Origin of the sequence: Rhodoligotrophos appendicifer (assembly GCF_007474605.1) — a bacterium.
Classification (GTDB): domain Bacteria; phylum Pseudomonadota; class Alphaproteobacteria; order Rhizobiales; family Im1; genus Rhodoligotrophos; species Rhodoligotrophos appendicifer.
Genome location: NZ_VHKL01000001.1, coordinates 402,774 through 423,116, shown reverse-complemented (window position 1 = coordinate 423,116; position 20,343 = coordinate 402,774). Strand labels below are relative to the sequence as shown.

Below are 20,343 nucleotides of genomic sequence, written 5' to 3'. Positions count from 1 at the left end.
CTTGCGCTCCCCGAAATCAAAAAGTTATATAATTATAGAATTAGGAACGTAGCCCTTGGTGGTGGGTTCCTAAGTTTTGTCAGGAGCTCGGATGCCAGACCTCATCACCGTCCATCGGGACGCGGGGATCGCAACGGTCACCATGAACCGACCAGAGAAGATGAACGCCTTCACGGTGTCGATGTATCAGGATTTCGGTGAGGCGTTGCGGGAGCTTTCGGAGGCCGATGACATTCGCTGCATCCTGATCCAGGGAGCGGGCGGCAAGGCATTTTGCGCCGGCAGCGATATCGGAGGCTTCGACGAGGACCGGCTGGGCTCGACGCAGGCGAAGCAGTATGCAGAGTTGACGGCGGGGACGATTGTCCATCTGCGATCCTGCCGACATCCCACTGTGGCCAAGATCCGCGGCGTCTGCATCGGCGGCGGCCTCGAGATCGCCGCCATGTGCGATATCCGGATCAGCGCCTCCGACGGCCGCTTCGGCATTCCCCCGAATCGGCTGGGCCTCACCCTTGATTATGACGAACTCGATATTTTGATCGATCTCGTCGGGCGCAGGGTTGCTCTGGAAATGCTGCTGGAAGGCCGGATTTTCGGTGCCGAGGAAGCCTATCATTTGGGGTTGGTGAGCCGGGTCGTGGCACCCGAGGCGCTGGACGAGGAGGTCGACCGCAGCGTCGCGAGGATCGCACAGGCCGCGCCGTTGTCGAACCGTTGGCACAAAGCCTTCATCAAGCGCCTCAGCGATGACCGGCCCTTGTCGAGCGAGGAACGGGACGAGCCGTATCTTTGCTACGACACCGAAGATTATCGCGAGGGTACGACTGCCTTCAATGAGAAGCGCAGGCCTGTTTTCAAGGGCCGATGAGCGCCCGATATCCAAGATTTCCGGAGGACGACGAGAGCATGAAGGACAAGCTGACAGGCCCGTTGCAGGGCGTGACCGTCATCGAGCTGGCCCATGTCATGGCCGGGCCAACCTGCGGACGTATGCTCGCGGATATGGGGGCCGATGTGATCAAGGTGGAGCGGGTGCCGGGCGGCGACGATACGCGCCGGGACACCATGCCGAATGAGGCCGGCGATCCCGACAGCCATGCCTTCATGATGATGAACCGCAACAAGCGCGGGATAGCCCTCAATCTTAAAACGGAGGACGGGCGCGCCATTCTGCGCCGGCTGCTGGCGCGGGCGGATGTGCTCATCGAAAATTATCGCCATGACACGATGTCCAAGCTCGGGTTGGGGTGGGAAACACTGCGCGAGGAATTCCCGCAACTCGTTTATTGTTCAGTGTCCGGTTTTGGACGGACCGGGCCCTATGCCACACGCGGAGGCTTCGATCTCATCGCGCAAGGCATCAGTGGGTTAATGAGTATCACCGGCGAAGGTGAAGGACGGCCGCCAGTGAAAGTCGGGCCTCCGATCACCGATATCACGGCCGGCATTCTCGCCGCCATGGGCGTATCCGCGGCCCTCTTTGCCAGGCAAAGTACGGGGCGCGGACAATTGGTGGACACCTCTCTGCTCGAAGCCGGCGTGACCTTCACCTATTGGCATTCCGCCATCACATTCGCCACGGGCGACAGCCCCGGCGCCTTGGGATCGGCGCATCCCCTCAGCGCGCCATACCAGGCTTATGAAACAGCCGACGGCTGGATCAATGTCGGTGCGGCAAGCCAACCGAACTGGCTGCGGCTGACCAAAATTCTAAACGCACCCGAACTGGCTGACGACCCTCGCTTCAAACAAAACACCGACCGCATGGCCAATAAGGCTGCACTTGATGAAATCCTCGTGGCGCTGTTCAAGCTCCGAACTGCACAAGAATGGCTGGCCGATTTCGAGGCGACCGGCATCCCGGCTGGCCCAATCCTGACTGTGCCGGCAATGCATGATGATCCACAAGTCATTGCCCGCGACATGGTGCCCATCGTCGAACATCCGCGACGCGGCCGGGTGAAAACCATCGGCTTTCCCGTGAAATTTTCAGGGACGCCTGTCAACACCCCCCGTGCGGCGCCAGGCCTGGGCGAGCACACCGTCGAAGTATTAAAAGAAGTGGGTTGCTCAGATTTTGATATCGAAAAGCTTAGAGCGAATGATTCCATCATAAGTGCAGGGTAAATTCCGTTCCTCAACAGAATGTTGCTCCTGATACCGATGCAGCTGAAGCGCGGCGCAGGTCGATCGTCGACATATAAACAAATTTAGGGCTGCTGAATGTTGTGCGTTTCCGGAAAAAATCCAGCGTTTTATAGAATTCCTGAACGGTAATGGCCGTAAGCGGACTATCCGTTTTCGGTCGTTCCCATCGAGATCGCGGGGAGCACACTCGCATGACTTGCAGACGGCTAATCATCAATCCGCCTGGTGACACGCCGCCAATTCTGAAGCGAGACGCGCCCTTGCCCCCTCCATTCTTAAGATGAGACCTCTATCGGAAGTGCAAAACCGGCCTTCACCCGGTCCATCACCACAAGCGTCTTGAAGCCCTTTATGTCGGGATTCTCGTAAAAAAACCGACGCGTGAACGCTTCGTAGCCCGCCATATCCTTGGCCGAGATGATCAATATGAAATCGGAATCCCCGGTGACGTAGTAGCCGGTCATCACTTCTGGTGTTTCGCGAATGGCTCGCTTGAAGCGATCGATAATGTCGGCGCGCTCGCGTTCGAGAGAGACTGCCACAATCATGCTTATAGGCCGCCCAACTGCATCGGGCGAAACGATTGATACGTCACCTTCGATGATGCCTTCTTCACGAAGCCGCTTCACGCGTCTTTGACAGGCGGTGGGGGACAACCCTGCGATCTCTGCCATCGCTTCCGACGTGAGGCGGTTATCCCGTTGAAGAGCGTTCAAAAGGGCGACGTCAGCGCGATTTATCGATTTCATTCAGGATTCCTGCAGAAAATAGAGAATTTCACCGATATTATGCAGAAATACGGTTTCTTTTGCAGAAATACACCACGCTTTCTGGGTTATTTTTGTTTGAACTGTTTCGAGCGGGTTTCGAGCTCGCAGGTGCCGCTTCTTAAGAGGAGACTTCGTTGAAAACGGCCTTCGCTGCCACAGATGCGGACATACTGACAGCCTGTTTGGCTGACCACAGCCTGTTGCGCGAGCAAGCCTATGTGGACGGGCGCTGGACCTCAGGTGGGCGTGCGCTGAGCTTCGAGGTGGCGGATCCCGCATCGGGTGCCGTACTCGCCCGAGTTGCCTCGCTGGAAGGCGCCGAGGTGACCGCCGCGATCGATGCCGCATCCCGTGCGTTCAAGCATTGGAAGAAGCGCCTGCCACAGGAGCGATCGGTCATTCTGCGCCGCTGGTTCGACCTGATCGTGGCGGCGCGCGACGACCTCGCTTTGATCTTGACCCACGAACAAGGCAAGCCCCTCTCGGAGTCGCTCGGCGAGATCGACTACGCAGCCTCCTTCGTGGAATGGTATGCAGAGGAAGCCAAGCGCTCAAACGTGGAGGGCGTGACCAGCCACCTGCCGGGCGCCGAGATGGCGGTGCGGCGGGAGCCGGTCGGCGTGGTCGGTGTTGCGACCCCGTGGAACTTCCCCTCCGCGATGCTGACGCGCAAGGCCGCGGCCGCTCTCGCGGCCGGCTGTACGGTGGTGGCTCATCCTTCGACCGAAACCCCGCTTTCGGCTCTGGCACTGGCCGAGCTCGGTGCGCGGGCGGGAATTCCAGCCGGCGTCCTCAACATCGTCACCGGCGACGCCGCGACCATCGTCGGGACCTTCTGTGCCGATCTGCGCGTGCGTGCCCTGTCATTCACCGGCTCGACCGAGATCGGCCGCCTGATCGCAGCACAATGCGCCCCCACCATTAAGCGCCTCGTCATGGAACTCGGGGGCCATGCGCCGCTGATCGTCTTTGCCGATTCAGACCTGACGAAAGCCGTCGACATCGCCGTCCAGGCCAAGTTTGCGACATCGGGCCAGGATTGCCTCGCCGCCAACCGCATCTATGTCGAACGCTCTATCTATGACGCCTTTTGCCAGGCGTTTGCGAAGCGGGTCTCAAGGCTTAAAGTCGGCCCAGGCCTGCAGCCGGGCGTCGAGATCGGGCCGCTGATGCACGAACGCGCCATTGCAAAATCCGAGGCGCATATCAGCGATGCGCTCGCCCGGGGCGCTCGACTTCTTGCCGGAGGCCGGCGCCATGACGCGGGACACCTCTTCATGCAGCCGACCCTGCTGGCCGACGTGCCGGACGCCGCCGCGATTATGCGCGAGGAGACTTTTGGCCCGGTAGCGGCGGTAACTCCCTTCGATGCGGAGGAGGAGGTCGTCACCCGCGCGAACGAGACCGAATATGGATTGGTCGCCTATGTCGTGACCGAAAACGGCGCGCGCCAGCGCCGCATGGCTGCAGCCCTCGAATATGGCATGGTCGCCATCAACCGGGTGAAGATCACCGGCGCGCCAGTCCCCTTTGGCGGCGTCAAGCAGTCCGGTCTCGATTGCGAGGGATCGCGGCGCGGGATGGAAGCCTTTACCGACCTGAAATATGTCTGCCTGAATCTCGCCTGAGACCGGGTCTCGCAACCTGAAATAAAAGGAGCTGTCATGCTCGACCGATCAAACGAACTCGCCGCCTGGGACCGCGACCACTTCTTTCACCCGTCGACCCCTATGGGCACCCATGCGCGCGGCGAGAGCCCGGCGCGCGTCATCACCGGCGGCGAGGGCGTGCGCATCCGCGATTCCGCGGGAAAAGTGAGCATCGATGCCTTCGCCGGCCTCTATTGTGTGAATGTCGGCTACGGACGCACCGAAATCAGCGATGCCATTGCAGAGCAGGCCCGCCAACTGGCCTACTACCATGCCTATGCAGGACACGGCACGGAAGTGTCGATCCGGCTTGCCAAAATGATCATCGATCGCGCGCCGGATGGCATGAGCCGCGTCTATTTCGGTCTTGGCGGTTCGGACGCGAACGAGACCAACATCAAGTTGATCTGGTACTACAACAATGTGCTCGGGCGGCCCGAGAAGAAGAAGATCATCTCCCGCTGGCGCGGCTATCACGGATCAGGAGTGATGACCGGATCCTTGACCGGACTGGAACTCTTCCACAACGCCTTCGACCTCCCGCGCGCTCCGATCCTGCATACCGAGGCCCCCTATTATTTCCGGCGCGAGGATCGCTCGATGAGCGAGGAGCAATTCTCGCAGCATTGCGCCGACAAGCTCGAGGAAATGATTCTTGCCGAGGGGCCGGATACGGTTGCAGCTTTCATCGGCGAACCCGTCCTCGGCACCGGAGGCATCGTCCCGCCGCCCATGGGCTACTGGCAGAAGATCCAGGCTGTGCTCAAGAAATATGATGTTCTGCTGGTCGCCGATGAGGTCGTCACCGGTTTCGGCCGGCTCGGTACGATGTTCGGCTCCGATCACTATGGCATGACGCCCGATCTCATCACCATCGCCAAAGGGCTGACCTCTGCCTATGCGCCGCTGTCGGGCGTGATTGTCGCTGAAGGCATGTGGAAGGTCCTGGTTCAGGGATCGGACAGGATGGGCGCGCTCGGCCATGGCTGGACCTATTCGGCGCACCCGATTTGCGCCGCTGCCGGCGTCGCCAATTTGGAGTTGATCGACACCCTGGGACTTGTTGAGAACGCCGGCACGGTCGGCGCCTATTTCCGCAAGCAGCTCGCCGAAGCACTCGGCGGCCACGCACATGTCGGCGATGTACGCGGCGATGGGATGCTTGCGGCGGTAGAATTCGTCGAGGATAAGCCCGACCGCAGGTTTTTCGATGCGTCGCGGAAAGTCGGACCTCAGATTGCGTCCGCCCTTGCCGAGCGCGGCGTCATCGGTCGTGCCATGCCGCAAGGTGACATCCTCGGCTTCGCGCCGCCGCTCTGTCTTACGAGAGAAGATGCCGACATCATCGTCAAGGCTGCAGCAGACGCAGTCGAGTCAACCTTCAAGCAGCTTTAGTTTCCGATCGATGCTTTTGCGATGCAGTGCGACTGGAATTGTCAACTCGGAGGTCCAGCCAGTGATCGGCATACGCAACAGCCAGCTTCTCGAGGTTTGAAAGTACATCATGTCGATCATCATGCGAGCGCATCCTTTGACGCGTCGCAGAAAAATGCGTTGGTAGTCTTCGCGCGAAGAACTGAAAGTCCGATTTCGGCGCGGCGTGGAGAGGATCCTGGACAGCTTCGGGGAGCTTGATAGAGTGCTCTGCAGCGCCGGGGTCTTCAGTTCGGCGACTTCATGAAGATCGCCGAAGACGAATGGGACCGGACCGTCGACGTCACCCTGAAGAGGACCGATCTCACCTGCCAGGCTGGCATGCCCAGCGTCAGGGAGAGCGGCTGCGGACGGGTGGTCACGGCCCCAGCCATTATCGTTGAATGGAAAATGTTTCCATGAGACAGCCCCGCATTGCCGTCATCGGCGGGGGGATCAGCGGCATCGCCACCGCCTACCATCTGAGGCGAAGAGGGCTTTCGGAGTTCACGATTTTCGAGGCGTCCGAGAGTCTGGGGGGAACGTGGTACGACAATCGCTATCCCGGGGCCGAGGTCGACACGCCCTCGCACCTCTACAGCTTCACCTTCAGCGATTTCGACTGGAGCCAGCGCTATGCCGCCCATGATGAGATCCTTTCCTATCTGGAAAGGACGGTGGACCGGTTCGACCTGAGACGGCACTTTCAGTTCAATGCGGCTGTCCGTTCTGCAGCCTGGTCCGATGAGCGCAGTTCCTACACGCTTACCTTCGCCGATGGCGGGACGCGGGAATTCGATGTCGTCGTCTCCTGCGTCGGCTTCCTCAACGTACCGCTCCTTCCCGACTGGGTGGATCAGAAGGCATCATCCGTTAAGATCGTCCACACGGCGCAATGGCCAAAGGATCTGCGGTTTGACGGCCTGAAGGTTGGTGTCGTGGGTACGGGGTCATCGGCCGTTCAGGTGGTGGCAGAGGCGACGAAGGCGGCTGACAGCGTTACGGTCTTCCAGCGTTCGCCCAATTGGGCCATGCCCAAGGGCAATCGCACATATACTCCCGAGGAGAGGCGGCGCCAAAGCCGGCCGCTTAGATACCGGATGAAATTCCTCCATGAGTACTACAAGTACGAGAAGGTCAAGATCTTGGGGAAGCAGGATCAGCCGGGCTCCCGCACCAACATACGGATGCGCAAGATCGCCGAAAATCACCTCAGGCAGGCGCTGGATGGTCGACCCGACCTGATCGAGACGCTGACGCCGGACTTCCCGTTCTACGGCAAGCGTCCGATCGTGAACGACCTCTACTATAAAGCGATCGCGCAGCCCAATGTGAGCATCGCACCGGCCGTGAGGGAAATCGGCGCTGATGGCGTCGTCGACGTTCAGGGTCATTCCCATCACCTCGACCTCGTCGTCCTAGCGACCGGCTTCCACGCGGCGCGCTATCTCTCGCGGCTTGAGGTCAAAGGGTCAGCGAACGCCGATCTTCAGGAGGTGTGGGCCGGCGAACCCGCGGCGTATCTCGGGACGTGCATGCCCGGGTTTCCCAACTTCTTCATGCTGTATGGCCCAAACACCAATGCTGGCCCCGTGATCTTCATGCTGGAATGCCAAGCGAAATTCGCAGCGAACACCATTGCCGATATGATGCGCCAAGGGGCTCGCCGCGCTGAAGTCAGACGGGACGTGTTCGACCGCTACAATTCATGGCTCCAGCAACGGCTTGAGACCTCCGTCTACAAATCGACGACGAATTATTTTTCCGCCCCCAGTGGGAAGATCGTCACGCAGTGGCCGTTTTCGGCGACAAAGTTCTGGTGGCTCTGCGCAACGCAGCGGCGGCGGGCCATGGTGCTGAAGGTGTAGGCCAAACGTCGCCCGTGTACGTCGAAAGATGTCGGACTGAAGCATCGCGTCGTTCAGTTTGTCATCAAGAGGGGTGTGGAGCGTGTTGTCGAGCTATCGTCCACCTTTCCACGGACCCGTATTTGGTTCGCGCTTGCCGCGGCGTCTCACCTTCGAGAAGCACCATAGAAGATCTTCTGCGGTTATCACGGAAAGCGACATGTCGCGAAGACGCTCGGATCCAGATGAGAGTTTCAGCTTCTCTTTCAAAGAGTGAAAGCGATACTCCGATCACTTGTTTTCTCGATAAGCTCCGCATCGTGGCTGACGATCAGGAGAGCGCAGCCGCTCTCCTTGGCGATCTCGATCAAGAGCTCGATCGTCTCACGCTGGGTGATGAGGTCGAGGCGCGACGTGGGTTCATCCGCGAACAGGAACACTGGATCCAGCAAGAGCACCCGCAGCAAGGCCAGCCGTTGCAGTTCCCCGCCCGAAACCTCGGAGGGCAATCGGTCGAGCAGGGATGCCGGCAGGCGCAGGCGGTGCAACAGCGGCGCGATGCGTTTTTCGTCGAGACGATGCAGCGCCACCAGGTCGTCCAGCGCACAGCGGAGGGTGACCCGCTGCGGAAAGGCGGAGGGCGGATCCTGGTACAGCTTCTGGAAGCGGATCGGAGCGAAATCGGGGGAGCGAGAGACGATGCCTTCATCGGGCTGCAACAGACCGAGAAGGATGTCGCCGAATGTACTCTTGCCGCAACCGCTGGGACCGGTGATGCCAACAATTTCGCCCGCACCGACGGCGAAGTCGCGGCCCTTGAACAGCTGCTGCCCGCCACGGCGTTTGGCAAGCCCTTCCGCGACCAGAATGCTCCGACCGGCCGGCGCCGTCTTCTCCCGCATCGGCCATGACGCGGGATCGGCCGCGATGAGCCGCCGGGTATATTCATGCGAAGGGGCCCGGAAGACAGCTTCGGCCGCTCCCTGTTCGATCACTTTGCCCTCCAGCATGATCGCGACGTCACCCCCAAGGCGCCGTGCCAGCTCGAGGTCGTGGGTGATGGTGAGCAGCCCACCCCCGGATGCGACCTCCTTCGCCAGAAGCGCGATCACATCGTCGCGGCGGGCCACGTCGAGCCCCTTGGTCGGCTCATCGGCGATGATGATGGCAGCCCCTCCAGCGCGTGCTGCAGCGAAGGCAACGCGTTGCGCCATGCCGCCGGACAGCTGTGACGGCAGCTTTTCGCTGGCCGTTTCGAGGGCGATTTCGGCCAGGTCTGTGTTGGCGGACCGTCGCGCGGTGTCGCGGTCGGCGCCCCGCACATACAGATACCCCTCCTCGACCTGGCGGACCGCTCGCATCGTCGGGTCGAGTGCCATCCAAGGCTCCTGCGGCAGCACACCGATCACCGTTCCCCACAGGCTGCGATGGTTGCCGTCCTGGGAAAGATCCAGTATGCGATCGCCGATGGTCACGGAGCCGGAAGCGCACAGGCCTTTGGGCAAGGTCCCCATGATGGCCTGAGCGAGCAGGCTCTTTCCGGACCCTGTTTCGCCCAGAATGGTGAATGGGCGGCCTTTGTGAAGCACGAGCGAGGCAGGCTTTAGCAGCGTATCGCCGGCGGTGACGGCCACGTCCTTCGCAGTGAGGAGCACCGTCATCTCTGCTTGCTTCCGCCGATGAGGTTGAGACTGAGGACCAGCAGGAAGAGCACCAAGATCGGCTGCAGGAGTGCATGCGGTGCTTCCTGATAATACGGGAGCAGCTCGATCATCATGAGACCGAGCTCGGGCGTCGGGGGGCGCACACCCACGCTGACGAAGCCCAGGGCTGCGATCGCCATGATAGCGGTCGCCGCTCCGAAAGCGCCGACCGTCAGCAGCAAAGGACCGATTTCCGGCCAGAGGTGCCGGCGGAAGATATAAAACCGGCCGAAACCGAGAAGGCGCGATGCCTGCACGGCCGGAGCGGTAACGAGCGTGCGAGTCAGGGCGCGGGTGAGGCGGAAATACTCGATCCACAGAACCAGAGAGATGCCGACATAGAGCATGGCGGGGGAGTTGGGGACGATCGCAGACAGCATCAGCACCAGAAGCAGTCCGGGAAGTGCCAGAAAGACATCCGCCAGCAACGACACAGCGCGGTCGACGAGACCGCCTTTCCAGGCTGCCAGGATGCCGAGCGCGACCCCTGGCACAGCGGCAGTGAAGACGCTGAGAAAAGCCAGGCCCAGCGACAGCCTCAGGGCCGCCGACAGGCGTGCGAGCATCGACCTGCCGAGATGGTCATAACCGAGAGGTTCTGCCCAATTCGGGCCCACCAGGACATTCCTCAAGCTCTGACGGGTGGGATCGACGGGCCAGAACAGGGGGGTGAGAAAGGCGAAGGCGAAGATCGCCGTCATCAGCGTCACACCGACGATGCGATGGACGGGCCAGCGCGCGCCCAGGGTCAGCGAGAGGCCCGGCGACATCATGCCGGCTGCCTGCGCGGATCGAGCCAGTAACAGGCGAGATCGATCAAGGCATTCAGCGTGACGAACATCAGCCCCATCACCAGCGCTGTCCCCTGAATCATGGGAACATCGCGGGCGAAGATGGCGTGGACCAGGGCATGGCCGATGCCCGGCCAAGCGAAGAGCGTTTCCACCACCACTACGCCCTCGACAAGATAGACGAACTGAATGCCGAGATAGGTCACGATTGGCACGCTGACATTGCGCAGCCCATGCCGACGGAACATCTGGGCCTCGGAGAGCCCTTTGGTTCGGCCGAAGCTATAATAGGCAGAGCCCGCCACCCCGACCATCGCGTCGCGAGCCACACGGCTCGACACCGAGGCTAGGCCGAGGGCCAGTGTCAGTGCGGGAAGGATCATGTGCTCCTGCCGTCCGTGCCCCGCTGCGGGAAGCAGGCCGAGATGCGCGGCGAAGAGGATGATGAGCAACAATCCGACAACGAAATGCGGCAGGGCCCGAATGCCCGTCGAGACCAGCAGCAATCCACGGTCGAGCACGCTGTCCGGCTTCAGTCCGGCGAGAATGCCGGGCGGCGGGCCATAAGCATCGAGAGGACGATGGCCGCAAGTGCCAGGCCGAGGGTATGGCCAAGCTGATGCGTAACTTCGCCGATCACCGGCTGGCTCGAGACCAGCGAGGTGCCCAGATCGAACCGAAGCAAGTCCCAGAACCAGGAGAGGAGCGCTTCAAGGCCCAACCCGCTGCTCAGAGAGAGCTCCTGGCGCACCCTCTCTGCGGCTGCCGTGTCGACCATGTCGTAGCCGTACCGCCCGGCAGCGATACGATAGGCCATGTCACCCGGCAGGGAGCGGACGAGAATGAAGGTCAGGAGGCCGACCAGCACAGCCACCAAGACGGCCTGGAACAGACGATAACCAAGCGTCCTGATCACTCTGCCCATCGCATCTTGGAAATCCCGAAGCTGCGCTCGAAAGGATCGATCGCCGCCCCTTTCACCGATTTCGAGACGCCAGCCGTCTGCTGATACCAGGCGATCGGAATGACCGGGAGCTCATCCTGAAGAATAGCCACCGCCTTGTCGCGCAGCGTCTGGCCGTCCTCCGTGCTCGATGCCGTCGCAAGAGCCGCGATCAGCGTCTCGAATTCCGGGTTCGACCAATTCATGGCACCCCAGTCGCCGCCCTTCGGCGGATAGTCCTGCAACACGGTCGCAATTGGATCCGGCGCCAGGGCGAAGTTCCGGGCCACAAGCCCGATTTCCAGGGAACCATCCTGATGCTTGGCGGGGATCTCGCTGGAATTGGTCGAGTTGATCGTCACCTCGACTCCGATTTCTCGGAATTGCTCCTGCAGCACCGCGGCGATCAGGGGAAGTTCTGGGCGATCGGGATAGGTGGTGAGGGTCAGCGAGAATCGCTTGCCGTCGCGTTCGAGCACGGCATCGGCGCCCGGCTTCCAGCCGAGTTCAGCAAGCAACGCCTTCGCCTTTTCCACATCATGGGCAAGCGGTGCGATCGACGCGTTATGCCAGGTGCCGACGCTTGGCGGGAAGAGCTGGTCAGCAGCTGCAGGGTATCGCAAGATCGCTGCGGCGATGCCCTCGCGGTCGATTGCGAGGCTGAGGGCCTGACGTGCTTTCACATCGTCGAGAAAAGGATGACCGGCATTAACCTTGAGGAGCACCGAGCGGGGAATAGAGACCGCTAGGACATCGACTTTATCGCTCGCCGCCAACCGCGTGCGACTTGCCGGATCAAGGTTCAAGACATAGTCGGCGTCGCCACTTTCGGCCATCAGGGCGCGGGTCTCGGCGCGCCCGACTGCGAGATATGTCGTGCCGCCGATGACGGGCTTGTCGCCCCAATAGTCTGGGAAGACTTCCGTGGTCAACTTCTGGGGCGCCTGCAGGGAGGTCAACCGATAGGCGCCCGTTCCGATCACGCTGGTGACCTCGTCGGTGGCAGAGAAGCTGCCGAGACTCAGAATTTGCGCCCGGTTTTCGGCAAGAAAAGCCAGCAGGGGAGCAAAGGGCTTGGACAGCCGGATGACAACATCGTCGCCATCGGCCTCGATCCTTGTAATGGGCGCCTTGTCGAGAATGCCGGGTTTGCTCCTGGCCACGGTCAACGACTTGACGACACTATCAGCCGAGAGCATCGAACCGTCGTGAAAGCGCACGCCCGGCCGCAGTTTGAAGCGCCAAACGGTGGCGTCCTCCGACCTCTCCCAGCTCTCGGCCAAAGCCGGGGTCGGATTGCCGTCGCGGTCGGCGTCCACCAGCGTCTCGACGATGCCCATCTTCAGGAAAATGTCGCCGGACAGCGAAGGATCCGTCCCTTTGATTTCGAAGGGTGCCACGACGTCCAGCACCTGGTCATTCTCCGCCAAGGCAGGAGAAAGACCAACAAATATCAAGGTGGCGAGCACCGTGATAAACCTGTGCAGCATGAGAAATCCCCAAAGAAAGCGTACTTGCAATATTATAACATTACATTTGTTGTAACATCTACTCGCCTCGCCTGTCCACATTCACCAGCGGGATCTGGCTCTCGAATGGCATCTCCTGAGATGAGGCGGACTCCGTGGCGAGCCGTGGTCAGGCTCAAGCTTCGTTTGTCACACAGCTGCGCAGCTGCTCCAAATGAGAACGGAATGCACTGCTCAAGCACTTGGCTTCACTGATCATGGCTCTTCTCCTGTGTCGAATGATCGTGGTCTGCCGCATCATCGATCGCCAAGAACAAGCGCACGATGTTGCTTCCTTCTATGGGCGGTGAACGATGCAGCAGGCTCGGGCGCTCGGGCGTCTCTCCCTTGCTGCCGCGGAGAATGGCCACCGTTCCGCGGTCGAGCTGACGGATCGCCTCTCTGGAGACAGGGCTTGCTGGAGCCCGTCCGCACAGCGCGCGGGGTGAAATCCACTGGGTGCCGGGGCCGCGATAAGTGGTCACCAGCCGAAAGTGGACCGCGTCGGCGTGGAAACGCCTGCAGCCATCATCGTCGACCGCTTCGAGCCGCACTTGGACCGTCTGGGCGCCCGTCAAGTCTTGAAACAGATGCGCAAGGAAGGCGATATCATCAGACATCCAGTCGGCCAGCCAATCGGGCGCGAATTCGCTGGCGATGAAGGCCCCATGCAGCGCGGCCTTCATGCTGAAGCCAGTGCCCTCCAGACGCAGGCAAGGCAGCGCTGCAACAGGAATCGAGTCGATGGCGTGAAGGATGAAGGGCTCCAACGTCCTCGGCAGGAGACTGATCGGGCCGGCTTCCAGACTTGTTCGCGAAAGCCTCTGAGCTCCCGGATGCAGATCTGCAGCGATCAGGCGAGCCACACCAACAGACCGTTCAGGCTGCATGAACGCGCTCCCAGGAGGCAAAGGGATCGTGCAGATGGCGATAGGCTTGGGGATCGAAGCTTGGGTTCGTTCCTGATCCGACAAGGCACTCGTCAAGCGCTGTTCGTATCGCCAGCTCGTCCATGCCGGTGCCGATGAACACCAGCTCCTGTCTCCGATCGCCCCAGACCCTGTCCCAGTTGCGATTCAGAATCGACCGCCACTCGGCATCGTCGGGCCAACGCTCCTTCGGGACGGCCGCCCACCAGAAGCCCATGCCGCTGACATGACCGATGGCGCCTGCCAGCGAAAACTCGCCCACCCAGTTGGGCCGGGTGGCCAGCCAGAAATGGCCTTTTGCCCTGATGAGCCCTGGCCAGGTCGCGTTGATGACCGAACTGAACTTCTCTGGATGGAACGGTCGGCGTGCGCGGTAGACGAAGCTCGTGATGCCATATTCTTCCGTCTCTGGCACATGCTCTCCGAACCCGTAGAGTTCCTTGAACCAGAGCGGATGCTGCTGGGCCTTGCCCTCGTCGAACAGGCCGGTATCGAGAACATCGCCCAGGAGCACTCTCCCGTAATCGGTTTCGACGATACGGGCATCCGGATTTAGTGCGACGACCACTTTGCGCACGAGCCAGAGCTGCTCGGGGGACACGGCGGAAGTTTTGTTGATGACGACGACATCTGCAAACTCGATCTGTTCAACCAGAAGGTCGACCAAAGTCCGCTCGTCCTCTTCGCCCGCCGTCTCTCCACGATCGCGCAGGAAATCTCGCGAACCATAGTCCTGAAGCAGGTTGGCGGCATCGACCACGGTGACCATTGTATCGAGTCGCGCGATGTCGGACAGGCTTTGGCCATCCTCGTCACGAAACGAGAAGGTGCTGGCGATAGGCAGGGGCTCGGCGATGCCAGTGCCCTCGATCAGCAGGTAGTCGAAGCGACCATCCTCGCTGAGACGGCGGACCTCGGCGAGCAAGTCGTCCCGCAGCGTGCAGCAGATGCATCCATTGGTCATTTCAATCAACTTCTCGTCCGTGCGAGACAGGTTTGCGCCTCCCTCCCGCAACAGGTCGGCATCGATGTTGACTTCGCTCATGTCGTTGACGATGACGGCGACCCGACGTCCTTCGCGGTTGTTCAGAACGTGATTGAGCAGTGTCGTCTTTCCGGCTCCGAGAAAGCCTGAGAGAACGGTGACAGGCAGAAGTGAGGGCATTCGGACCTCTGTGATTGATATGTTATAACATAACAGTTTATGGTGGACAGAAAGCGGGATTGCTCCGCCTTGTCGCCTTTCGCGCTGGTCAGTCCCCGAGCACGGCGCCCCTGATCGTTTTGATGTTGTGGCGCATCATCTCGATATAGGTGGCGGCTGGACCGCTCTCCTCTGAGAGTGCGTCTGAAAAAAGCTCGCCGCCCACCTTCAAGTTTGTCTCCTGGCCGATCCGCTCTATCGGCTTTGGATTGCTGATATTTTCGACGAAGATCGCGGAAGCCTTGTCTTCTCTAATCTGTCTGATCAGAGCAGCGACGTCGGCGGCAGAGGCTTCGGTATCCGTCGAAATGCCCTCGGGGGCGAGCAAGATGATCTGATATTCGTGCTCAAAATAGCCGAAGGCGTCGTGCGAGGTGATGACGGTGCGCTTGTTCTCAGGGATCTCCGCTACGGCCGCCTTGATTTCGGTATCCAACGCCTTGAGCGCATTGGTGTAGATCTTGGCATTTGCCGTGTAGGTGTCGCATCCCGCCTTATCCGCGGCGCAGAAGGCGTCAGCAATGTTCTTTACGTAGACTTCTGCATTGTGGACCGATTGCCACGCATGCGGATCAAATTCTCCATGATGGTGATGGCCCTCCTCATGGTCGTGGTCCTCAGCCTTTTCATGCTGATGCTCGCCGGCCTCCGCATGCGCGTGAGGTTCCTCCTCGACCTTCAGGATCTCGGCGCCTTTCGTCAGTTCCACCATCGGCGCTTTCGCGCCCGAAGCCTTGATTAGGCGCGGCAAGAAGCCCTCAAACTGAAGACCGTTGGTGAGCACCACGTCAGCTGCGGCAAGAGCAGCGGCGTCAGAGGGCTTCGGATCATAGACATGCGCATCGCCATTCGGTCCGACCAGGGTGACGATCTCTACCCTGTCGCCACCGACATTTTTCGCGAAATCTGCAATGATGGAGAAGCTGGCGACGACCTTGAGCGGCTCGGCAGATGCAGCGACGTTCCCCAGCAGCAGCAAACTCGTTGCACCCAATGCGCCAGCCAGTGTTCTGATCATCTCACCATTTCCTTACCATGGACGGTCGAGGGCTCGTTGCCTCCCTCTACTCGTCTCATCGATATGTTATGTTATAACGTAAGTCAACGGAGGGGCAGGTGATCATCTTGAGTGCGCATTCGGTCCGTAACAGACGCATCCGCTGATCGGACCGTGGACAATTAAACACTGCTGAAAATCCTATTCCACGGACCGTATCCAATCGCAGGCTACGCTGCAGCGGAGTCTCCATCTTCAGGTGCACAAGCAATCTAGGGCAGAGTCTGTGGGAGATCAGCGTGGTGGCCATCGGACAGGGAGCTCTAAACCACTGGAGCAAAAGTTTGGCTGGAACCTGTCGCTTTTTTTCACGTTGGCTTGGGTATGCAGCACAAGTTTCTCGCATCGCTTCTTTTTTCTGTTATCGGCCTCGGCCTTGCCTTGGCCGCATATGCTGCGCCGCTTGGTAACACGGGTGTCGACGGGTCACTGGGAGCTCTGCTGGCATTGATCGGCGCGGGGGTAACAGCGGCAGGCACCGGGCTTCTGGTTCTGGGGGTGATGCCGAATCGGGGTGTACTCGTCTTTGTTTTTGTCTTGCTCTTGGCTGCAGGGCTTACCGCAGTCGCTGCCTGGTTCCTCATGCAGTTCGTCTTTGCTGCTGCGATGGGGGCCGCATTCCTGAGCTTCATCTTTGCCTTTTTCTCAAGCGTTCGCAGGACCGCCTCATGATTTCCAGCGCTCGCTGTGCCGCCATTTCTCTCGCTCTTCTGTTCGCAACGGTTGGTCCTGCCCCTGCGCAGCAATCCGAATGGACGGCGTTTCACGGCGACCTGGCCTCCACAAAATTCTCGAAGGCCCAGAGTTTCACTCCCGACACAGTCGGCAGCCTTGAGCGGGTTTGGGATTATCGTACGGGTGACGTGTCCGACGGCTCGGGCGAACTCCCGGAGACGGTCTGGTCTGCCACACCGGTCTACGCCAATAAGACGCTTTACGTTGGAACGCCATTTTATCGGATCATCGCGCTCGATCCCGCGACCGGCGAGGAGCGCTGGGCCTACAACAGCGACTCCACCCTCGAGGCGCTGACGCAGCCCGCACTCAAAAATCGCGGCGTTGCTTACTGGCAGAGCGGCCAAGCCGGCGCCTGTGAAAAGCGGGTATTCATCGGGACGATGGACGCAGAGTTGCACGCCGTGGACGCCGACACCGGCAAGCGATGCGCCATGTTTGGCGACAGCGGCGTGCTGAACGTCAACCAATGGAACACCGTCAACGACGTTTTCCCTTTCTCGCTGCTCCAGCCGCCGCTCGTGGTGGGCGACACTCTTCTCCTTGGCTGGGCCGGTAAGGATTGGGAGTATCGTGTCGCGCCTCCAGGAAATCTTCTGGCAATCGATGCGCGCACCGGCAAACTTTTATGGGAAGCCAATTTCATTCCCGAAGAGCTGATCTCGAAAACGGGCACAGCCAATATCTGGACGGCGATGACAGCGGATCCGGAGCTTGGCCTGGTCTACGCGCCGGTTTCTTCGCCAAGCCCCAACTATTGGGGCGGTGATCGGACCGATCCGATCCCATTGGCAACATCAGTGACCGCCGTCAACATTGAAAGCGGCGAGATCGCCTGGAGTTTCCAGCATGTGCGCCACGACATCTGGGACTATGACACTCCGTCCGCGCCAACCCTCGTCGATATCGAACGAAACGGGACGACAATTCCGGCGCTTGTGCAGGCAACCAAGCAGGGCTTCCTCTTCGTGCTCGACCGCCGGACCGGCGAGCCGCTGTTCAAGGTTGAAGATCGCCCGACACCGCAAAGCACTGCCGATGGCGAGGTGACAGCCCCCACGCAACCCTTCGCCCTGACCCCGCGCCCGGTCGGAAATCCACTCGAACTTCCTGATGTTTGGTGGCTCGCCGATCTGGTGAGCTTCGGCCAGTGCTCCCGTGATCGGGAAAACTATCTCTATGAGGGCATCTTCACGCCACCCTCTGAACAGGGGACCCTCTTCTTCCCCGGCACAGCCGGAGCGACGAACTGGGGCGGCGTTGCCGTAGACCCGCGCAGCGCCACGCTCTATGTGAACGCCTCGCGCATCGTTCAGGTGATCCGCCTGATTCCGCGTGACAAGTACGAGCAGATACAGGACGCAGAAGGCGGAAACGAAGAAGGTCACTCTCCCCAGAAAGGTTCGCCCTACGGCATTCATCTCACCGATTGGAGCAACTGGGCAGGTATGCCGTGCTGGGAGCCGCCGTTTGGTACCTTTTCGGCCTATGATCTGAGCACCGGCGAACTGCTCTACGAAACGCCGTTCGGACGCGCGCAGCTCAAGGGATTTTACGGCTTAAGATCATGGGGGTCACCAACCTTGGGCGGGCCTGTGGCCACTGCGGGTGGCGTTGTTTTCCTCGGGGCATCCGTCGATTCCCGCGTGCGTGCACTCGATGCACGAACGGGACGCGAGCTCTGGTCCGATCTGGTTGAAGCTCCCGCCGTCTCCATACCGGCAGTGTTCACTCATGAAGGCGTGGACTATGTCGTGTTCGCGGTCGGCGGCAATTCCATTTTAAAGCCGGAAGTCTCGGATCAGGTCGTCGCCTACCGTCTTCCGCAGTGAATCCTCCAGTCCAGATTTAGGCTGTCAGTCCACAGTCCGTTCGCATGAACAAGGGGTGATTGCTCAGCTGGCGGTTATCGACACATCGTGTTCATCATCGGCTCGCCCATCCAATCGGAGCGTCTTTAGCTATTCTGTTCTTGCTGACAGGTTTCGCGCACTTCTGGAAATGCTGCCCTGGCGATATGTTCTTAGTTGACCTGAGGCTTCATCAGGTAGCGGGCCATGGTCACGTTGATGAGCCATTGGAAAATGCGATCGGTGACGAAGCCGAGCAGGCAGATGACCGCGAGTGCCACGAAGATGCGATTTGTCTGCATCAGCACCCCGGACTGCTGCAAGAGATACCCGATGCCCGAATTCGCGGCGAGCATCTCTGCGGGAATGATCGCCATGAAGGCCGAGGCCATGGCAACACGCATGCCGGTGACGATGTACGGCACAGCCGACGGTATGATGATCAGCAGGAAGATCTGCAGCTGGCTCGCCCCTAAACACTGGGCGGCACGCTGCCTCGGTATCGGTGTCCCGATGACGCCCGCAATCGTGTTGATCAGAACAAAAAAGAACGTTGCCCAAAAAATCAGGAAGTACTTCGACATCTCACCGATGCCGAACCAGATGATCGCGATCGGGATCATCGCCGTGGGCGACAGGTAGCGCAGCACCTCTATTATGGGTTCGAGCGCTTCGTTGATGATGCGAAGCTTACCCATGAGGACGCCGATCACAATTGCCGCTATGGACCCGGTGGCAAAGCCGAGGGCGATCCTCCACAAGCTTATGCCCGCGTGTCTGAAGAGCTCTCCGCTCTTAATCATAGGAATAGCGGTTTCGAACACCGACAGCGGCGGGGGGACCAGCCTTGGATTCACGAAATAGGTGGATACGATGTGCCACAGAAAAAGTGCCGCGATGAGCGAAAGTGTAGTGGCAATAAGGGGGCGGAAAGCTCGAAATGTCGGTGACATAAAAGCGTTTCTGCGCACTGAATTTGAGCGTTCCAAGCGCATCTTCCGGCTCTTTAGCACTTTCTCCACCATCAGGCCACGAGCTCACTCAATCCTGGATAGGGTTGACTCGATTGTCTTATAGAGTTCGCCGAACACTGCTGAACCAGGATCACGGGGCCGGGGCATATCGATATTCATTATTTCAACGATGTGCGACTTTGGACCGACTGACATTATCGCGATACGATCAGAAAGCAGGATCGCCTCCGGAATGTCATGGGTGACCAGCACCACCGTCTTGCGCGTGCTTTCCCAGATCCGGAGCAGCTCCAAGTTCATCTTGCGCCGCGTCAGCGCATCAAGGGCGGCAAACGGCTCGTCCATGAGCACGATTTCCGGATCCATGACGAGTGCGCGCGCAATCTGCACACGTTGGCGCATCCCCCCGGACAGTTCTGAAGGCAGCTTGTCCTTGTGCTGAGACAAACCGACCATCGAGAGATAATGTTCCGCAGGCTCCCGGCGTTGTGCGGCGGGAATGCCTTTGATGCGCAACCCGAATTCGACGTTTTCCGAAACCGTCAGCCAGGGAAAAAGAGCTTCATTCGCATCTTGAAAGAACATGATCCGCGAGCTGTCGGGTCCGGTGATGGGCTTGCCATTCAGGGTCAGACTGCCCCTCGAAACGGGCTCGAAGCCGGCGAGCATGTTAAGCAGCGTGGTCTTGCCACACCCGCTGGCTCCTAGAAGGCAGAAGAATTCGCCATCTCTGATCTCAAGATTAATTGCCTCAAGTGCATGGTATCCAGTCTCAGGATCGCCATAGATTTTCTCGACATTTTCGGCAACGATAAGCAA

At 59.9% G+C, this 20,343-nt stretch carries 20 protein-coding genes; 8 read left to right on the top strand and 12 right to left on the bottom strand.

The features are described 5' to 3' along the window. Nucleotides 1-91 precede the first annotated feature (91 nt). Nucleotides 92-871: an enoyl-CoA hydratase/isomerase family protein gene (locus FKM97_RS01970; RefSeq protein WP_143957449.1), complete on the top strand. Its 780-nt coding sequence runs from the start codon at nucleotides 92-94 to the stop codon at nucleotides 869-871. A gap of 38 nt (nucleotides 872-909) precedes the next feature. Then, nucleotides 910-2,130, top strand: coding sequence for a CaiB/BaiF CoA transferase family protein (locus FKM97_RS01965; protein WP_143957448.1), 1,221 nt, complete (start codon nucleotides 910-912; stop codon nucleotides 2,128-2,130). 296 nt (nucleotides 2,131-2,426) lie between these two features. On the opposite strand, the gene FKM97_RS01960 is transcribed toward FKM97_RS01965, so the two are convergent. Then, complete coding sequence (locus FKM97_RS01960; RefSeq protein WP_143957447.1) at nucleotides 2,427-2,900, bottom strand: Lrp/AsnC family transcriptional regulator; 474 nt, start codon at nucleotides 2,898-2,900, stop codon at nucleotides 2,427-2,429. A 155-nt stretch (nucleotides 2,901-3,055) separates the two neighbouring features. Here FKM97_RS01960 and FKM97_RS01955 point away from each other — a divergent pair, with 155 nt between their 5' ends. Beyond that, nucleotides 3,056-4,549 carry an NAD-dependent succinate-semialdehyde dehydrogenase gene (locus FKM97_RS01955; protein ID WP_143957446.1) on the top strand — a complete coding sequence of 498 codons (1,494 nt, stop codon included), beginning with the start codon at nucleotides 3,056-3,058 and terminating at the stop codon, nucleotides 4,547-4,549. Nucleotides 4,550-4,585: 36 nt separating this feature from the next. Then, nucleotides 4,586-5,965 carry an aspartate aminotransferase family protein gene (locus FKM97_RS01950; RefSeq protein ID WP_143957445.1) on the top strand — a complete coding sequence of 460 codons (1,380 nt, stop codon included), beginning with the start codon at nucleotides 4,586-4,588 and terminating at the stop codon, nucleotides 5,963-5,965. Here the strand turns inward: FKM97_RS01950 and FKM97_RS26180 are convergent. Next, nucleotides 5,945-6,088 (bottom strand): hypothetical protein, encoded by a 144-nt coding sequence (locus tag FKM97_RS26180; RefSeq protein WP_170240697.1) that lies wholly within the window; start codon nucleotides 6,086-6,088, stop codon nucleotides 5,945-5,947. The two genes, FKM97_RS01950 and FKM97_RS26180, sit on opposite strands and share 21 nt — an antisense overlap. Nucleotides 6,089-6,247: 159 nt before the next feature. On the opposite strand from FKM97_RS26180, the gene FKM97_RS26175 reads away from it, so the two are divergent. After that, complete coding sequence (locus FKM97_RS26175) at nucleotides 6,248-6,406, top strand: hypothetical protein (RefSeq protein ID WP_170240696.1); 159 nt, start codon at nucleotides 6,248-6,250, stop codon at nucleotides 6,404-6,406. After that, complete coding sequence (locus tag FKM97_RS01945) at nucleotides 6,403-7,851, top strand: flavin-containing monooxygenase (protein WP_170240695.1); 1,449 nt, start codon at nucleotides 6,403-6,405, stop codon at nucleotides 7,849-7,851. Before FKM97_RS26175 ends, FKM97_RS01945 begins: the two co-directional genes overlap by 4 nt. A 245-nt stretch (nucleotides 7,852-8,096) precedes the next feature. Here the strand turns inward: FKM97_RS01945 and FKM97_RS01940 are convergent, their stop codons facing one another. The 8 genes from FKM97_RS01940 to aztC all read right to left on the bottom strand — a co-directional run bounded on the left by FKM97_RS01940 (nucleotide 8,097) and on the right by aztC (nucleotide 15,926). Further along, nucleotides 8,097-9,491 carry an ABC transporter ATP-binding protein gene (locus FKM97_RS01940; RefSeq protein ID WP_143957443.1) on the bottom strand — a complete coding sequence of 465 codons (1,395 nt, stop codon included), beginning with the start codon at nucleotides 9,489-9,491 and terminating at the stop codon, nucleotides 8,097-8,099. After that, nucleotides 9,488-10,306, bottom strand: a complete 819-nt coding sequence (locus tag FKM97_RS01935) for an ABC transporter permease (protein ID WP_205014654.1) — start codon at nucleotides 10,304-10,306, stop codon at nucleotides 9,488-9,490. Before FKM97_RS01935 ends, FKM97_RS01940 begins: the two co-directional genes overlap by 4 nt. Then, on the bottom strand, nucleotides 10,303-10,845 hold the full coding sequence (locus tag FKM97_RS27030) for an ABC transporter permease (RefSeq protein WP_342783530.1): 543 nt from the start codon (nucleotides 10,843-10,845) through the stop codon (nucleotides 10,303-10,305). Before FKM97_RS27030 ends, FKM97_RS01935 begins: the two co-directional genes overlap by 4 nt. Nucleotides 10,846-10,856: 11 nt before the next feature. After that, the gene (locus FKM97_RS27025; protein ID WP_342783529.1) at nucleotides 10,857-11,240 is read right to left on the bottom strand and encodes an ABC transporter permease family protein; all 384 of its coding nucleotides are present in this window, start codon (nucleotides 11,238-11,240) and stop codon (nucleotides 10,857-10,859) included. Then, complete coding sequence (locus FKM97_RS01925; protein ID WP_205014652.1) at nucleotides 11,237-12,757, bottom strand: ABC transporter substrate-binding protein; 1,521 nt, start codon at nucleotides 12,755-12,757, stop codon at nucleotides 11,237-11,239. The genes FKM97_RS27025 and FKM97_RS01925 overlap by 4 nt, the downstream gene beginning before the upstream one ends. 227 nt (nucleotides 12,758-12,984) lie before the next feature. Continuing rightward, nucleotides 12,985-13,665, bottom strand: coding sequence for a DUF1826 domain-containing protein (locus FKM97_RS01920; RefSeq protein WP_143957442.1), 681 nt, complete (start codon nucleotides 13,663-13,665; stop codon nucleotides 12,985-12,987). Continuing rightward, entirely contained in the window at nucleotides 13,655-14,869 is a 1,215-nt protein-coding gene (gene zigA, locus FKM97_RS01915) for a zinc metallochaperone GTPase ZigA (RefSeq protein ID WP_143957441.1), read from the bottom strand. Before zigA ends, FKM97_RS01920 begins: the two co-directional genes overlap by 11 nt. Before the next feature lie 88 nt (nucleotides 14,870-14,957). Beyond that, complete coding sequence (gene aztC / locus FKM97_RS01910; RefSeq protein WP_143957440.1) at nucleotides 14,958-15,926, bottom strand: zinc ABC transporter substrate-binding protein AztC; 969 nt, start codon at nucleotides 15,924-15,926, stop codon at nucleotides 14,958-14,960. A gap of 363 nt (nucleotides 15,927-16,289) precedes the next feature. Between aztC and FKM97_RS01905 the strand changes: the two genes are divergently transcribed. Beyond that, nucleotides 16,290-16,637, top strand: a complete 348-nt coding sequence (locus FKM97_RS01905; RefSeq protein ID WP_143957439.1) for a hypothetical protein — start codon at nucleotides 16,290-16,292, stop codon at nucleotides 16,635-16,637. Next, nucleotides 16,634-18,532: an outer membrane protein assembly factor BamB family protein gene (locus FKM97_RS01900; protein ID WP_143957438.1), complete on the top strand. Its 1,899-nt coding sequence runs from the start codon at nucleotides 16,634-16,636 to the stop codon at nucleotides 18,530-18,532. The genes FKM97_RS01905 and FKM97_RS01900 overlap by 4 nt, the downstream gene beginning before the upstream one ends. Nucleotides 18,533-18,723: 191 nt before the next feature. Here the strand turns inward: FKM97_RS01900 and FKM97_RS01895 are convergent, their stop codons facing one another. Together FKM97_RS01895 and FKM97_RS01890 are read right to left on the bottom strand one after the other, a co-directional pair. Further along, nucleotides 18,724-19,503, bottom strand: coding sequence for an ABC transporter permease (locus FKM97_RS01895; RefSeq protein WP_170240694.1), 780 nt, complete (start codon nucleotides 19,501-19,503; stop codon nucleotides 18,724-18,726). Between the two features lie 84 nt (nucleotides 19,504-19,587). Next, nucleotides 19,588-20,343, bottom strand: coding sequence for an ABC transporter ATP-binding protein (locus FKM97_RS01890; protein WP_143957436.1), 756 nt, complete (start codon nucleotides 20,341-20,343; stop codon nucleotides 19,588-19,590).